Source organism: Moraxella boevrei DSM 14165, from assembly GCF_000379845.1.
GTDB lineage: Bacteria > Pseudomonadota > Gammaproteobacteria > Pseudomonadales > Moraxellaceae > Faucicola > Faucicola boevrei.
The window spans coordinates 20,350-35,599 of record NZ_KB903772.1 but is presented as its reverse complement, the minus strand read 5'-3'; the positions used below and the strand labels follow the sequence as shown (position 1 = coordinate 35,599).

19 protein-coding genes are annotated in these 15,250 nt (G+C 40.0%); 6 read left to right on the top strand and 13 right to left on the bottom strand.

Annotated features, from left to right (window positions below; genetic code table 11):
- Nucleotides 1-7: 7 nt before the first annotated feature.
- The gene (locus tag A3G3_RS0102265; RefSeq protein WP_019518927.1) at nucleotides 8-862 is read right to left on the bottom strand and encodes a DNA/RNA non-specific endonuclease; all 855 of its coding nucleotides are present in this window, start codon (nucleotides 860-862) and stop codon (nucleotides 8-10) included.
- Between the two features lie 112 nt (nucleotides 863-974).
- Here A3G3_RS0102265 and A3G3_RS0102260 point away from each other — a divergent pair, with 112 nt between their 5' ends.
- The gene (locus A3G3_RS0102260) at nucleotides 975-1,658 is read left to right on the top strand and encodes a YoaK family protein (RefSeq protein ID WP_019518926.1); all 684 of its coding nucleotides are present in this window, start codon (nucleotides 975-977) and stop codon (nucleotides 1,656-1,658) included.
- 100 nt (nucleotides 1,659-1,758) lie between these two features.
- On the opposite strand, the gene rpsT is transcribed toward A3G3_RS0102260, so the two are convergent.
- On the bottom strand, nucleotides 1,759-2,025 hold the full coding sequence (gene rpsT, locus A3G3_RS0102255; protein ID WP_009502235.1) for a 30S ribosomal protein S20: 267 nt from the start codon (nucleotides 2,023-2,025) through the stop codon (nucleotides 1,759-1,761).
- Nucleotides 2,026-2,249: 224 nt separating this feature from the next.
- Nucleotides 2,250-2,921, bottom strand: a complete 672-nt coding sequence (locus A3G3_RS0102250) for an alpha/beta hydrolase (protein ID WP_019518925.1) — start codon at nucleotides 2,919-2,921, stop codon at nucleotides 2,250-2,252.
- A gap of 137 nt (nucleotides 2,922-3,058) precedes the next feature.
- Between A3G3_RS0102250 and A3G3_RS0102245 the strand changes: the two genes are divergently transcribed.
- Nucleotides 3,059-3,421, top strand: coding sequence for a hypothetical protein (locus A3G3_RS0102245; protein ID WP_019518924.1), 363 nt, complete (start codon nucleotides 3,059-3,061; stop codon nucleotides 3,419-3,421).
- A gap of 22 nt (nucleotides 3,422-3,443) precedes the next feature.
- Here the strand turns inward: A3G3_RS0102245 and A3G3_RS0102240 are convergent, their stop codons facing one another.
- The 9 genes from A3G3_RS0102240 to glnA all read right to left on the bottom strand — a co-directional run bounded on the left by A3G3_RS0102240 (nucleotide 3,444) and on the right by glnA (nucleotide 10,975).
- Nucleotides 3,444-3,938, bottom strand: a complete 495-nt coding sequence (locus tag A3G3_RS0102240) for a hypothetical protein (RefSeq protein ID WP_019518923.1) — start codon at nucleotides 3,936-3,938, stop codon at nucleotides 3,444-3,446.
- Nucleotides 3,939-4,046: 108 nt separating this feature from the next.
- Nucleotides 4,047-5,570, bottom strand: a complete 1,524-nt coding sequence (locus A3G3_RS0102235; RefSeq protein ID WP_019518922.1) for a DUF3482 domain-containing protein — start codon at nucleotides 5,568-5,570, stop codon at nucleotides 4,047-4,049.
- Nucleotides 5,571-5,640: 70 nt separating this feature from the next.
- On the bottom strand, nucleotides 5,641-5,820 hold the full coding sequence (locus tag A3G3_RS0102230) for an NF038104 family lipoprotein (protein ID WP_019518921.1): 180 nt from the start codon (nucleotides 5,818-5,820) through the stop codon (nucleotides 5,641-5,643).
- A 90-nt stretch (nucleotides 5,821-5,910) separates the two neighbouring features.
- Entirely contained in the window at nucleotides 5,911-6,951 is a 1,041-nt protein-coding gene (gene pdxA / locus A3G3_RS0102225; protein ID WP_019518920.1) for a 4-hydroxythreonine-4-phosphate dehydrogenase PdxA, read from the bottom strand.
- A gap of 167 nt (nucleotides 6,952-7,118) precedes the next feature.
- On the bottom strand, nucleotides 7,119-7,592 hold the full coding sequence (bfr, locus tag A3G3_RS0102220; protein WP_019518919.1) for a bacterioferritin: 474 nt from the start codon (nucleotides 7,590-7,592) through the stop codon (nucleotides 7,119-7,121).
- 11 nt (nucleotides 7,593-7,603) lie between these two features.
- Nucleotides 7,604-8,080: a bacterioferritin gene (gene bfr, locus A3G3_RS0102215; protein ID WP_019518918.1), complete on the bottom strand. Its 477-nt coding sequence runs from the start codon at nucleotides 8,078-8,080 to the stop codon at nucleotides 7,604-7,606.
- 232 nt (nucleotides 8,081-8,312) lie between these two features.
- A complete protein-coding gene (locus A3G3_RS0102210) occupies nucleotides 8,313-8,537 on the bottom strand; it encodes a (2Fe-2S)-binding protein (RefSeq protein WP_019518917.1) in 225 nt (74 codons plus the stop codon).
- 125 nt (nucleotides 8,538-8,662) lie between these two features.
- Nucleotides 8,663-9,382 (bottom strand): DUF4124 domain-containing protein, encoded by a 720-nt coding sequence (locus A3G3_RS0102205; RefSeq protein WP_019518916.1) that lies wholly within the window; start codon nucleotides 9,380-9,382, stop codon nucleotides 8,663-8,665.
- A 183-nt stretch (nucleotides 9,383-9,565) separates the two neighbouring features.
- Complete coding sequence (gene glnA, locus A3G3_RS0102195; RefSeq protein WP_019518914.1) at nucleotides 9,566-10,975, bottom strand: type I glutamate--ammonia ligase; 1,410 nt, start codon at nucleotides 10,973-10,975, stop codon at nucleotides 9,566-9,568.
- 551 nt (nucleotides 10,976-11,526) lie between these two features.
- Between glnA and A3G3_RS0102185 the strand changes: the two genes are divergently transcribed.
- The 4 genes from A3G3_RS0102185 to A3G3_RS0102170 are packed head-to-tail and all read left to right on the top strand — an operon-like array spanning nucleotide 11,527 to nucleotide 14,643.
- On the top strand, nucleotides 11,527-12,108 hold the full coding sequence (locus A3G3_RS0102185; protein ID WP_019518912.1) for an anthranilate synthase component II: 582 nt from the start codon (nucleotides 11,527-11,529) through the stop codon (nucleotides 12,106-12,108).
- Between the two features lie 2 nt (nucleotides 12,109-12,110).
- Nucleotides 12,111-13,229 carry an anthranilate phosphoribosyltransferase gene (gene trpD, locus A3G3_RS0102180; protein ID WP_019518911.1) on the top strand — a complete coding sequence of 373 codons (1,119 nt, stop codon included), beginning with the start codon at nucleotides 12,111-12,113 and terminating at the stop codon, nucleotides 13,227-13,229.
- Between the two features lie 7 nt (nucleotides 13,230-13,236).
- The gene (gene trpC / locus A3G3_RS0102175; protein ID WP_019518910.1) at nucleotides 13,237-14,046 is read left to right on the top strand and encodes an indole-3-glycerol phosphate synthase TrpC; all 810 of its coding nucleotides are present in this window, start codon (nucleotides 13,237-13,239) and stop codon (nucleotides 14,044-14,046) included.
- A gap of 24 nt (nucleotides 14,047-14,070) precedes the next feature.
- Nucleotides 14,071-14,643 (top strand): lipocalin family protein, encoded by a 573-nt coding sequence (locus A3G3_RS0102170; protein WP_228702698.1) that lies wholly within the window; start codon nucleotides 14,071-14,073, stop codon nucleotides 14,641-14,643.
- A 69-nt stretch (nucleotides 14,644-14,712) separates the two neighbouring features.
- On the opposite strand, the gene A3G3_RS0102165 is transcribed toward A3G3_RS0102170, so the two are convergent.
- On the bottom strand, nucleotides 14,713-15,138 hold the full coding sequence (locus tag A3G3_RS0102165) for a DoxX family protein (protein WP_019518908.1): 426 nt from the start codon (nucleotides 15,136-15,138) through the stop codon (nucleotides 14,713-14,715).
- Nucleotides 15,139-15,250 lie beyond the last annotated feature (112 nt).

Sequence of the window (15,250 nt, the reverse complement as noted above, 5' to 3'; positions counted from 1 at the left end):
TCAATTTTTAAAAATTTACCGCCATTTTCACACTTTTTACCACATACGGTAGATTTGGAAAAGCATCCACGCCTGTGATTGCCTGTAACTGCTGTAAGCTGACAATCTCGGTTTGCTGACTGGCATCGTTAGGCGTGATAAAAGCAACTGCTTGATTTTGCGTTGGAAAATAAACCGCCTTAAAAAAATGCGTTGGAACAAGGATACGATTGTTGAGTTTTTGCACTTGTGGCGATAAATACGACACCCCAGTTACCACATAGCTTGAGCCGTGTTGATTGGTTAAACTGCGAGTGAGTTGTTCAATTCTTACCCAGTTTTTTTGGTTATTATCAGGGTGCTGTGGGGCGATATTGGCAAGGCTAAAGCTGTCGTATTGAGCAGTTTTGTTGGACATATCGGCATTGGGAGCAAGATGCCCACGGTCGTAGCCTGAGTTACGGTAATCGGCAAGTTCACTGCGAAACTCCGTTGGCAAACGTTCTTCGGGGTGAAAATTATCTTCACGTTGCAAGGTTTTGGCATAGGTCAATCGCTGACGGGTCAAGTGCTCACTTACCCAAATCGGCGTGCGAGAAACGCCCGAATATAGTACCGCAAAGCCGTTAAAACACAGTGGATAACTGCCTTTGTTCATACTGGCGGAAATAGTCGGCTGTTGTTGGTAAATTTGTTCGCTACATTTAGCAAAATCGGCTTGATTTGGTAAGCTATTGTTTTGATTAGTATTTGGATTTGTTGGGATAGTAGAATTATTTTGGTTGCCTGTTGTAGCACTTGAACCGCCACAGGCGGATAGTAGCACCACCAAACTCATGCTAAATACAGTACGGTTAAATAAATAAATGGAAGAACTTTGCATATTTTTCTCAAAATGTCATTGAAAATCATGGCTATATTATATATGATGTAGCCGATTTTTTGTATCTTTATTATTTTGTCCCGTTATTTTATTTCTTGATTAAGAATAAGTCATGCTTGAAAAACTTCCCTTATGGATACGCATCGGTGGCGGTGTGTTGGCATTCAGTGCAGGCTGTGTCAATAGCACGGCATTGGTTGGCTTTACTCATTTGTCGGCATCGCATGTGACAGGCAATGTATCACTGTTTGCCACAGCGATTGCCAATAGCGATGTTAAAATGTTACTTATGGTGTGTGCGGTGTTGTTGTCATTTTTGGCAGGGTCGGTGATAAGTGGCTTTGTGGTCGGTAATACCGATTTAAAAGAAGGGCGACGCTACGGCGTAGCATTGTGTATCGAAACAATTTTATTAATTCTCAGTTTAGTTTTATTTTATCAACATTCATTTTTAGGGCATTTTTTTGCAACCATGGCATGCGGTTTACAAAACTCCATAGTGGCAACTTATAAAGGCACGGGCATTCGCACCACGCATCTGACTGGGTTAACGTCTGACATGGGGGCATCTATGGGGAATTGGTTGGCAGGGCGAAAAACTGATAAAAAAATGGTGATGTTCCAAGCGATGATTTGGTATTGTTTTTGTGGCGGTGGCGTAATTGGGGCAATTTTATATGTAAAAGTCGGTTATTTAGCGTTAACCTTGCCGATTTTGATTGTGATGTTATCAGCGATTTTATACCATTGGGTATTTTTACATTGGGATAATCATGGAAAATCAGTAATAAATTAATCAAGTAAAACTTTATAAAAAAAGTAAAAAAAAATAAACTCCTACAAAAAAATTTTGTAGGAGTTTTGGCAATTTTAGCTTAAAAAACTAATGCTAATAATTAGGCTTTTAACGCTTTAATTGCTTTATTTAGGCGACTTTTGTGGCGTGCTGCTTTGTTTTTGTGAATAACGCCTTTGTCCGCAATACGGTCAATCACAGGCACAGCCAGTTTGTAGGCTTCAGTTGCCAATTCATAATTTTTTTCTTCAATCGCTTTTACCACACGTTTTAGGTAAGTACGTACCATAGAACGTTGTGATGCTTTTAGTTGACGACGTTTAACGTTTTGACGAGCACGTTTGCGAGCTTGTGCAGAGTTTGCCATAGCAAAAAATCCTTAAATTAACAGTGAGTTATCAATAACCCCAATCAGGCAGCCACCGATTTTTTGGGTTATTAACACGCATTTACAAGTTGTGTTTGGTGTTATTTTGCTTGTATCACGAGACACGAAAAACGAGAACAAGCCGATTAAAGCTCGGTATTTTAACAAATAAATGCCAAAATAACAATCTATTCTTGACAAAAACTTGAAAATTTTTCGCCGTTTTAACTGGTATAACTTGCCAATAAGTCTTTTAATTCTGCTAATTTGCCATGAAAAAAATGTCCTGTATCAGCTATCATCGCTTGACGAATGCTGAACTGATTGGCAAAACCCACGAGCGAGCTTGGGGCAACCAGCTCATCATGTTCGCCATAAATCATGAACGTTTTTTGTGTTGGTAAATTAATCACATCAGTGTCATGTTTCTCAATAGATGGGGCAATCAATGCCAAATCAGTCAATTCAAAATCGCCCACGCCCAAAAATGCCCCTTGCTCGGCAATCATCTGAGCCAGTGACATCGCCACATAACCACCAAACGAAAAACCGCCAAGCCACAACTGGCGGACATCGGTTTGGGTGGCAAGCCATTGTAACACGGTCAAGGCATCATCGATTTCGCCTGTCATATGCCCATATTCGCCCGTGGATTTGCCCACGCCACGGTAATTAAACCGTACCACGTGCATCCCTGCATCACGAGCAAAACGGTACATCGTCGTGACGATTTTATTCATCATCGTCCCTTGACCGAGTGGGTTTGGGTGGCAAAGCAATGCTACTCGCTGAGTAGCTGGGTCGTGCGGATTATTATTTTGCCACAACACATCCACTTCAAGCTGTCCAGTTGGACTGTCAATCAAAAAACTGGTTGGGGGACTGGCACTTAACATACAAATTTATCCTTGAGCAATATTTTAAAAAATGTTAAATAAAACAACAATCTATTTAAATTCAGTAGAACAGTTGCCAAATCCATAAAAATTTGTCAAACTATTCATTCTATTTTTATCAAATTTACGGAGAAATGATGAAAAAATCAACAATTTATCACGCTTGTTTATTAGGTTTAACCACTTTGTTAACCGCTTGTCAAAGCACACCAACCGCCCCTGTTATCCAACGTCCCAATCAAATTTTTGAAACCACAGGACTGGGTAAAAGCAAAGTAGTCGCCCAAAAAAATGCGATTCACAGTGCCAATCTGCAATGTGGACGCTTGCAAAATCCTGTAGTTATCAGCGATAGAACCACTTATAACGGCGTATTAGACGAAAGTCTTGGGCGTGTCGTGGACAAAGCGACAACCGTTCTCACAGAGATTTTGGGTAATAAGACCAGTATCGCTCGTGATGACGATTATGAATATCACATTCAATTTCGTTGCGAATAACTCAAAATTTCTAAATAATTTGTTAAGCCGTTGGATAATTTGCCAAATAAGCATTTAATTGAGATATCACTTGGCTGTCTTGCGATTGCTGAATATGGGCGACAATTTGACTGACAGGCTCGGCATTGAGCGGTTGGCTATGAAATAATTTTAACAACCGCAACGCTAATTCTGCATCGCCATGTTCCTTAATAATGCCAATCAATGCAGGCACATCAAACGGCAAATCAGAGGTACTTTGAGCCATGGCTATCGCATGATACGCACCATGGGCATCGCTGTCCGCCACAATCCGCTCATTAACAGCGGTGTAGGCTTTTTCGGTCGTTCCGCCTAGCACGTTAATTTTGTGCAAACAGGTCAATGCGGTATTTTGCGACTGTGCAATCTCAATAATGTCAATGGCTTGCTGTTGCAAATATGCCCTTTTTTTGCTAAGTTCAGTAAGCTGTTCATCGGTCAGTTCTGGCTCGTGTTCAGCACTTTTTAAGTTTGGGTTAAAGTGTATTTCATTCATGATGATCAATTTTTTAAATTAAACCTGATTGTTTATTCTGATGACTTAATCAGGGCATTTTAATTTTTTTCAACCTTTTAATTGGTTTTTAACAATCTTTTTAAATAATCACTTTAGAAAATCAATCAAATTCCACGCACTTTCATCTCGTAAATCATAGGCAGATTTTGCCAATTTACCATCATTGAGCGACGACCATTGCGGTTTGCCACGAGCTTTTTTCAGCAATGGTGGTAATTTATCCACCGCCCATAGCGTACGATTAGCGGATATTTGTTCAATCGTTTGGGTAGAAGCGTGTCCACGATGCCGAAGCGTGTTTAACAAATCCACTGAACGGGTCGCGAGCAATGTCAAAGTCGCAGGGTCAATGTACAGCCGTTTTACGCCGTTGATTTTATCGCTAATCGCCCCTGTGTTGCTTGCCACGCCACCAAGCAAACCACCGATTGCCGTGCCAAGCCCCAAAGTCGTGCCGAGCGACATGGCATCAATCCCAAGCCCAATCAACGCCCCAGTTGCGACACCACCTGTCGTGCGTAAGCCATAACTAGCGAGCAAATCGCTATCAAATGGGTCTCTTCGGTATTCGGTCAGCTCCAACGGCGTCGTTGCCACTGTGTTGTCATAAAATTTGTATAAATTTAACAACTCATCTTGCAAACTGCGTTCGGATTGACGCACTTTTTCTTGCATTTTGTGCAACGTCGGCAATGGGTCATCATCTTCGTGAATGGTTTCTACGAAGCTGGCAACATTGAGCAAAAAATGAGCAATTTTGATATTTGCTTCTTCGTATAATTGTTCCCAATCCGCTTGACGGCGTGCGATAAGTTGTTGCAAAATTTGCGGTTGAATCAGCATGGTTGCAAGGTTTTGCCAAAGTTTAATTTCATCGCCAAACTCAAACGCCACCGAATCAAAGCGAGTAGAAACGTGCAAATTGCGTCTCGCGAGCATCTGTTGCCAATCGCCGATATTACGGTCTTGATTATCGCTAAAATTAAACACAGGCATAACAGGAATTGCCAACCATGACAGCACAGTCAGCTCGTCTTTGTATTTGCCGAGGACAGGTTCACGAGCGTCCACAACATACACCGCCACATCGCTTGCCAGTAGTTGGCGAACGACTTTAGCCTCTTGGCTAAAATCTTGTTGAGCAATGTCACTTGCCAAAAACTGTTGCAACCGCTCAATACCATCACGCCGACTGGCGGTATTATCTTCCAACCAATCCAACAACCCTGTCGCATCTTCCAAACCGGGGGTATCGTACAAAGCCACAAGCGGTTCAGCAGTTTGACTATCCGTTATCATGGCTTTTTCAACGTGGCGAGTGGTGGCAGGGGCATTTTTTACTTCGCCAAAATGTACATCTCGCAATAACGTGCGTAAAATAGACGTTTTCCCCACATTGGTATGTCCGACCACCGCAAGTTTTAATGCTTCTTTTTCACCAATGCTGACCTTTTTTTGGCTAGGCGGTTCTGTTGTTGAAAATGTGGCTAATTCTGTCGAATTTTTCCTAACCAATTCATTTTTATCCAACGAATTAGCAGAAAAATCCACCTGAATTTCACTATTAACATCATCTTGATAGTTCAGTTTTGGGGGCTGATTTTCGTTCATGACAATCGCAAAATTTTAGATAAACTACATTATTTAATAATGATTGATAAATATTGATAAAAACACGCAATCAATCATCTTTTTTATCGCTATCGCCGGGGACAACGGCTTTTACCACTTTTGTTGTGCCTTTTACCACCCCTTTAGTGGCTTTGTACGCCACTTTCACAGGCACAGTCACCACTTTATGCACACAACCTTGTAATGACAACGCCAATAACAATAAACTCATGACACCTAATTTTTGCATAGCAATACCTTTTTAAATAATGGTAAAAAAATAACGTATAGCCTACACGTTTTTACCAAACAACACAACGTTTAATTGACAAAAAACTACTTACCCAGACATTTGACACGCATAAGCGATCGCTTGAGCCAAACTCTCACAACTCGCACGCCCCGTCCCCGCCAAATCCAACGCCGTGCCATGGTCAACCGATGTCCGCACATAGGGTAACCCAAGCGTAATATTCACCGTTTCGCCAAAACCATGTGATTTTAACGGGGCTAAGCCTTGGTCGTGGTACATGGCAATCACCGCATCACAATCGTCCAAATATTTTGGCATAAACAGCGTATCAGCAGGCATTGCAAGGCTGATATTTACCCCTTTTTTTTGAAATTCCGTTAAGACAGGATTAATAATCTCAATCTCTTCTCGCCCAAGACAACCATTTTCCCCTGCGTGTGGATTTAGCCCACAGACCAAGATTTTTGGATTTTTAAGGTTAAACTTTTGTTTAAAATCAGTTAAAACAATTTTAATAGTGTCCGTGACTGCCGTCTTTGTAATCGCATCCGCAACCGACCGCAATGGCAAATGGGTGGTAACTAACGCCACTTTCATCCGCTGATTGGCAAGCATCATCACGACTTTTTGCAAGCCACTTTTTGCCATAAAAAATTCGGTATGCCCCATAAAATCAGGCTGTTCACGCATAATCACCGATTTTTGTAAAGGGGCAGTTACAATTGCCGATATTTGTTGATTAATTGCCAAATCATGAGACAGTTGTAATTGGGCTAATACCATTGAGCCATTGGCATAGTTTAACACACCTGCGACGACAGGCTCAGAAATCGGCATATCAATCAGATATATACCGTTTTTTTGATTTTTTTGCTTATTAATATTAAAAAAATTAGTTAAATTATCTAATGAAATTACATCAAAATTTGGTATTTCACCTAACGCCTTTGCCGATACTAACATTTCAGCACGCTGTTGCCAAGCCTCTACATTTGCCAATACTAAAATCGGTTGTGCCGTTTTGGCAATGGTATCTGCCAATCTCCCCTGCTCTGCCAACATCAGCACAATATCCATGCCAATCCCTGCTGGTTCTCCTGTCGTGATTAATAGCGGTAATTGTTTCATCTTTCGCCTTTTTTGCTTTTTTGTTGAGTTGAAAGCTGATTTTAAAAATTTTACCAATAAAAAACCCACTCATTTGAACCGCATCCCAAAGGTTAAGGTTAGAGTGTCTTGGGGGCAGTTCAATCCGAATGGGTTATTATAAAGCGATAAATTATTTTTGGCAAAAATTAATCATCTGCTAACTGACTTTGGATATAATTTTCAATACCAATATTTTCAATCAACGCTTGTTGGGTTTCTAACCAGTCAATATGTTCTTCGCTACCGTCTTTTAATTTTACCAACAATTTACGAGAAACGTAATCTTCATGGGTTTCACAGACCGCAATCGCTTGTTTTAGAATATCCGTTTTTTGGTATTCTAATTTTAAATCGCAGGCGATGATTTCTGCGACATTTTCACCAATAAGTAGTTTACCCAATTCTTGTAAATTTGGTAAACCACCCAACACCAAAATCCGCTCAATCAAATCATCTGCCCATCTCATTTCATGGATAGATTGTTTGTACAGATGTTCATTGAGTTCATCAATCCCCCAATTTTTTACCACACGAGCGTGCAAAAAATATTGATTAATCGCAATCAATGCTTGTCCAAGTGCTTGATTTAACGCACGAATAACTTGCTTTTCTACCTGCATGAGAGCCTACCTTATGCCACGTCGCCAAGCTGTGATTGCAAATAATTTTGTAAACCCACCATTTCAATCAAACCAAGCTGCTGCTCTAACCAGTGGGCGTGGTCTTCTTCGGTATCCACGAGCTGTGCTACCAAAATCTCACGCGTCACATAATCCTGCTCTTCTTCACACAGTTTGATACCGTCTTTGAGGTGTTGACGCACGCTGTATTCTAACTCAAGGTCAGATTTTAACATAGACGGCACATCGCAACCGACATTGATATCTGCCACTTTCATATTTGGCGTGCCTTCTAGCATCAACACACGATTAATCAACGCACGAGCATGGTCGGTTTCTTCTTCCATTTCGTGGTAAATACGGGTGTAAAGTTTGCCATAATGCCACTCATGATACATCTGAGAATGGATAAAATACTGGTCACGAGCCCCAAGCTCACCAGCGATTAAAAAGTTGAGATAATCAATAACTTTTTGACTGCCTTTCATAAATCGCTCCAAAATAAATCTTTTAATGAAGATACGATTATAATACGGCTTTTTTTTGACAAAAACAAGACCTTTGATTAAAAATATTTTATTTAATCAATCAAAATAGAGATTACGTTTTAAAAAACAAATAAAAATTATTCTCATTACTTTTTAATTTTTGTAGGCTTTTTACAAACTTCAAGAATAATTTTTATCAAATTTGCGTTAATTAACAAGGGCTTATAAAGATTTACGCCACTTCTTTGTATAGTTTTGGATTAAATTGCACCAGTTTATTTGCAAAATCGCTCAAGTAATCTTCAATCATCGGCTGACAACCGCCACAGCAAGTGGCTACATCAAGCTCTTTTTGCAACGCTTCCAAGGTATCATGACCATCGGCAATGGCTCGTTTGATTTGGGCTTCTTTTACGGCATTACAAATACAGACAAACATGGCAAACTCCCATTTCATGATTAATATGCTTATAATAATGATAATTATTCTTATTTTCAACTAATTTTTTAACAGAGTTACATTTTTATACAATTATTTTGATAATAAAGATTAGAAAAATCAATTGTTTTGGTAGTTTAGCTTTATAAATTTAAATTAACCGCAATTTTTTTGTACCAAGGTAAGCTATCATACAACTTTTGTTTGGCTTTGGCTTCAGCGAGTGCTTTGCGTTTTTTTTGAATGGAAAAATTATTACCAAGTAGCTGAAAATCTCGGCTTTGGCTTGCAATCACCTGCCCTTTGGCATTTTCAACTTCCACACTTAGTGTGTAACGCTCAGGCATATACGCTAGCGAGCTGATGTTATAAGTCGTGGCTTGGGTGGTGGCAATGTGCTTGCCGTTGATGCGGTACACGATGCGGTCACCTGCCTGTAGGCTTGGACGGGTGCTGACTTCTACCACGATATCGGCAGGGCGACGGTACACCATGTCAGCTTCAGGTTTGATAATGGTTAGTTGGTAGCTCGTACTCATTGGTGTAGATATAGCAGGGCTACCGTCAGCTTGATTAACCGTATCACTATTCACAACAGTTGTTTGCGTAGCTGGGACAATCGGTTGGTTAATCGTGGCTGTTCGTACGGTAGATTGCACGGTTGCTTGTGATTTTTGGCTGTTTAAATTGTCCAAAATTTGGATTTGCGTGGTATCGTTGTTGTATTGATAGGCTTTGTTGGCATTATCGGTATAAACCACTTTACCGTCTGGGGTAACGGTTTTGTAAATTTCAGCATGAGCCAAGTTGCCAAAAACCAATGCAATCAGCGTAGATTTTAACAGGATTTGTTGTGCAAGCATTTTTATTTTTTCCAAGTTTGCTAAAGTTTAGACTTAGTTTAACAAATTTTTAGCCAATATTTAAGCAAATTTTTGCTAAAAATTTTGTTAAAAGTTATTTTTTCAAAAAAGCAAAAACCAACCATACCGTTTGGCATGATTGGTTTTGCTGTGAAAACTTGCAAAAATTTGTTAAAAAACAGGTTATACACTATAGTACATATCAAATTCAATTGGATGCACGGATACGTTGTAGCGTTCCACTTCTTCACGTTTTAGCTCAATGTAAGCGTCCAACATTTCTTTGGTAAATACGCCACCTTTTAACAAGAACTCGTGGTCATCTGCTAGGGCCTTTAACGCGACTTCTAGGTTTTCCGCCACAGTTGGGATTAACGCTTCTTCTTCTGGTGGTAAGTCGTATAGATTTTTGTCCGCCGCTTCGCCGGGGTGAATTTTGTTTTGGATACCGTCAAGACCTGCCATTAACAAGGCAGCAAAGCACAAATATGGGTTAGCTGCAGGGTCAGGGAAACGTACTTCCACACGTTTGGCTTTTGGGCTAGAAACATATGGAATACGGATAGATGCCGAACGATTAGACGCAGAATATGCTAATTTAATTGGGGCTTCGTAATGCGGTACAAGACGTTTGTAGCTGTTGGTTGACGGATTGGTAATCGCATTTAACGCACGAGCATGTTTAATCACCCCACCGATAAAGAACAAGGCGGTTTCTGAAAGTCCAGCATATTCATCGCCTGCAAAGGTATTTTTGCCGTCTTTTGAAATGGAAATATGAACATGCATCCCTGAGCCATTATCGCCAACCATTGGTTTTGGCATAAAGGTCGCTGTTTTGCCGTATTCGTGAGCCACGTTATGCACCGCATATTTAAATTGTTGTACTTCGTCCGCTTTACGTACCAATGTATTAAACGAAACGCCAATTTCTAATTGACAAGAGGCAACTTCGTGATGATGTACTTCTACACGCCCCTCGCCCATGATATCTTCAATCGCTTTACACATATCAGCACGCATATCTTGTGAGCTATCGACAGGTGGCACAGGGAAATAACCACCTTTTACGCGTGGACGGTGTGCGTAGTTACCGCCTTCCATTTCTTTGTCGGTTGACCAAGCGGCTTCATCCGCCGAAATCGTGTGTCGTGCACCTGACATATCAATTGACCATTTTACATCGTCAAATACGAAAAATTCAGGCTCTGGGCCAAAAAATGCGGTATCGCCAATGCCCGTTGATTTTAAATATTCTTCAGCACGGCGAGCGATAGAGCGTGGGTCACGGTCATAGCCTTGCAACGTCGCAGGCTCAATCACATCACAAGTCACCACAACAGTTGGCTCACGGAAAAATGGGTCAATAAACGCCGTCTCTGCATCTGGACGCAAAATCATGTCAGATGATTCAATACCACGCCAACCTGCGATTGATGAACCGTCAAACATTTTACCATCTTCAAAAATATCTTCATCCATCGCAGACGCTGGATAGCTAACGTGTTGCTCTTTACCTTTGGTATCGGTAAAGCGAAAATCCACCCATTTTGCCCCGCTTGATGCAATTAAGTCTAAAAATTTGTTTGCCATAATGGTTTCCTTAGTCTAAAACAATGGTTAAAAAATTGGTTGTAAAAACTTATTTACAAAAATATTAAAAAATTTATGAACACTTTATACGCTTTTTTGCAAATTGACAAGGGTTAAACCCATAATTTTTTTGCAACCATTGCATAAAAGTTTGTGCAAATTTTAACAAAATTTGTTCACAATTCATGCGTGGTAAAAATGCTCAAATCTGTATGAAAGTTATCAACTTTATGTTTTACTTTCATCTTCTTAGTGTTTCAAATTATATGCCAAAATTTTTTTGCCGATTTTACGCAAAATACTGGTAAAGAATGCTTAATTTTCACCATTTTTAGGCAAAATTTCGATTTTTACAAAATTAACATTCACCATTTTGGTGCAAATATTAAAATTTCACCATTCTGGTACATTTTTAACCCAGTTTTTAACCGATTTTTTATCCATAACAAAAATATGACGCAGATGCGACAAAAATCATTTTATTGCGTTATCATTTAGTGATACACTAGCTTTATTTTTTAGCAGTCTATTTTATTTGAATTAAGGCGTTTATGCTGTTATTTATTGACAATTTTGACAGTTTTACCTACAACCTTGTCCAATATTTTGAACAACTTAATGAAGACGTGTGTGTATGGCAAAACAACCAAAAAACCATTGCCGATGTTGCTAATTTAAACCCTGACTATATCGTTGTCGGGCCGGGTCCTTGTACACCCAATGAGGCAGGAATTTCGCTCGGTGTTATCCGTGAATTTGCAGGGAAAATTCCGATTTTAGGCGTGTGTTTGGGACATCAAGCGATAGCACAAGTCTTTGGCGGACAGGTTGTCAAAGCAAGTAAAGTCATGCACGGAAGAGTTTCGCCAATTTTTCATGCAGATATCGGCATTTTTGCCAATTTACCCAATCCATTTTTGGCAACCCGTTATCATTCATTGGTGATCGATAATGATAACTTACCCGACTGTTTAGAAATAACAGCATGGACAATGGACAATGATAAACAAACTATTATGGGTATTCGTCATAAAACACTGGCAGTGGAAGGCGTACAGTTTCACCCAGAGTCCATTTTAAGCGAACAAGGTCATCAAATTTTGCAAAATTTTTTACACAATTATCGGAAATAATCATGAAAGCAAATCTAATTCACGACATTTTACAGTTAAGTAAAAATAAACAATCTTTAACCACAGAGCAGATTGACAGTTTGCTGACGTTTGCTTTGGACAAAGTGATTAATCGTATTGATTTGACCTTTGACGAAATGCGTGCCGTCATGCTTATCATCATGCACGGGCAATGTTCGGATAGCATGATGTCCGCCCTGCTCGTTGCCCTACGCATGAAAAGCGAAAACATTGACGAAATTACCGCCTGTGCGAGCGTCATGCGAGAGCTGTCGGTGAAGGTAGATTTAGGTGATACGCCAAATTTGGTGGATATCGTTGGCACTGGGGGCGATGGGGCAAATTTATTTAACGTTTCTACAGCGTCCATGTTGGTCGCTTCGGTGGCAGGCTGTCATGTCGCCAAACATGGCAATCGTGGGGTTTCTACCAATTCGGGCAGTTCAAATTTGCTAGAGCAAGCAGGGCTATTTTTGGGCTTAAATCCTGAACAAACCGTGCAATGTATCCAAAATCAGGGCGTGGGATTTTTGTACGCACCCAATCACCACACCGCCATGAAACACGCCATTAACGTGCGAAAAACCTTAAAAGTCCGTACCTTGTTTAATATTTTAGGGCCTTTAACCAATCCTGCCAATGTCAAAAATGCGGTGATTGGCGTGTTTAATCCAAAACTTTGCGAACCGCTTGCCCATGTGTTTAAAAATTTGGGCGATAATCATGTGATGGTGGTCGCATCATCGGATGGTTTGGACGAGATTTCTTTGGCTACCAGCACTGTTGTGGCAGAATTAAAAGACAATGAAGTCAAAGTTTATGAAATTAATCCAGAAGATTTTGGCATAACATCGCAAAGTTTGCACGGTTTAACGGTCAATTCTTCACAAGAAAGTTTAGAGTTAATTACCCAAGCCCTTGCCAAAGGCGAAAAATCTGATATTGCCAAAAAAGCCATGCACATGATTGCCCTAAATGCAGGTGCGACAATCTATGTTGCAGGATTGGCGGAGTCGCACAAAGTAGGCGTTGAGAAAGCCTTAGCCATTTTAGAAAGTGGCAAGGCTTTAGAAAAATTACAAAGTCTAGCGACTTTTACCCAACAATTTAACCATTCGTGAGAACGCCATGTCCGTACCGTCCGTATTACAAAAAATCGTTGCCACCAAACAACAAGAAATCGCCCAAGCCAAACGCCAGATCAGTTTTTATGATTTAGAACAGCAAGCTTTGGCAAACAAATCAGACATTCGCCACTTTGCCAATGCATTACGCCAAAGCATGCCAAGCGGTATCAACGTCATCGCCGAAGTCAAAAAAGCCAGTCCGTCCAAAGGTATTATTTGCCAAAATTTTGACCCAATTGCCATTGCTATCGGCTATGAGCAAGCAGGGGCAAGTTGCCTGTCTGTTTTAACCGATAAAGACTATTTTAAAGGGCATGATGACTATCTTATCCAAGTTCGTGGTGCGGTGAATTTGCCTGTATTACGCAAAGATTTTATGATTGAGCCGTATCATATCGTACAATCTCGTGCGTTGGGGGCGGACTGTGTTTTGCTGATTATGGCGTGTTTGTCGGACAGTCAAGTGGCAGAATTGCATGATTTAAGTTTACAATTCAATATGTCAGTTTTGATTGAATGTCATGATGAACATGAAGTGGAAAGGGCGTTAAACTTGCCAGTTTCTGAACATAATATTTATGGTATTAATAATCGTAACTTAAATAATTTTGTAACAAATCTTAATGCAACACTACATTTGGCAAAACTTTTTCCAAAAGATAGTTTACTTGTTACCGAAAGTGGCATTCACACGGCTGAAGATGTGCGGTTAATGCTCGATAATGGCATTCATCGTTTTTTAATTGGCGAACAGTTTATGAGAACCGATAACGCAGGGCAAGCCTTAAGCGATTTATTAAAGAAAATTTAATTTATTTTTAACAGGAGTTTTAACGTGAAACTTAGCAAAACACTCATGATTACAGGACTAATTGGCAGTACAATTTTACTCAATAGCCAAACTTTTGCCAAAACTAGCCAAAGTATTGAACAAACAGCTAAACCACAAGCGGTTGAAAGTCTTAATGTTCAACGTTACGTAGGGCAATGGTACGAAATCGCTCGCTTACCGATGTTTTTTCAAAATAAATGTGCCAGTGATGTTAAAGCTAATTACCAACTGCAAGATGATGGTAGTATCCAAGTCGTCAATCAATGCAAGACCAAAACAGGCGAAACCATGCAAGCAGTCGGTAAAGCCGTGTCGGATAACGGCTCAAGCAGTCAACTGTTGGTAACCTTTATGCCAAAATGGTTGCGTTGGTTGCCTTTTGGTAAGGCAGGTTATTGGGTGTTGGCACTTGATAATGAGTACCGTTACGCCTTAGTGGGTACGCCAAACCAAAAATATCTGTGGCTACTCTCTCGCACGCCAACCATGCCTAATGACGTTTATCAAAACTATGTCAATATTGCCAAAACTCAAGGCTATGATGTGAGTAAATTACAAAAAACCGTACAAAATTAATAAGTTATTAATAAAGTTAAAATAAAAAATCGGCTCAATTGAACCGATTTTTTAACGATTTTACCAGGATTAGTTAGGTTTTTTACCAAATAAAGCATCCAAACACGCCACGCCCCCACCGTAAATCGTGATAAAAAATAACCCGCCTGCGATGGCTAAATTTTTACGAAAAGCGTTGACATCGTCCGCACTACCGTGAAACATCAAAGCGGAAACGATGCTAAACACACCCAAAAACAACGCAATTGTGCGAGTTTGGAAACCAAACAACAACGCCAAACCACCGCCCAACTCCAGCAAAATCACCAATGGCAACAAAGCTGACGGTACGCCCATGCTCTGCATATAACCTGCCGTGACGGTATAGCCTATAATTTTGCCAAAACCAGCAACAATAAAAATATATGCCAACAAAAAGCGAGCAATCACGGTAAAGCCTTGTTTGATTAGCTTTTTTTCTACGATGTTTGCAATCATCTTATCTGGGTTGAACATCTTTTCTCCAAAACATTTCAAAAAAAATTATAAAGTTTTACTTTAATTAGATTATAAAATTTTAGAAAAATTATATAATTATTTTTGAATTTGGCAAGTTTTTTGTCGTGTT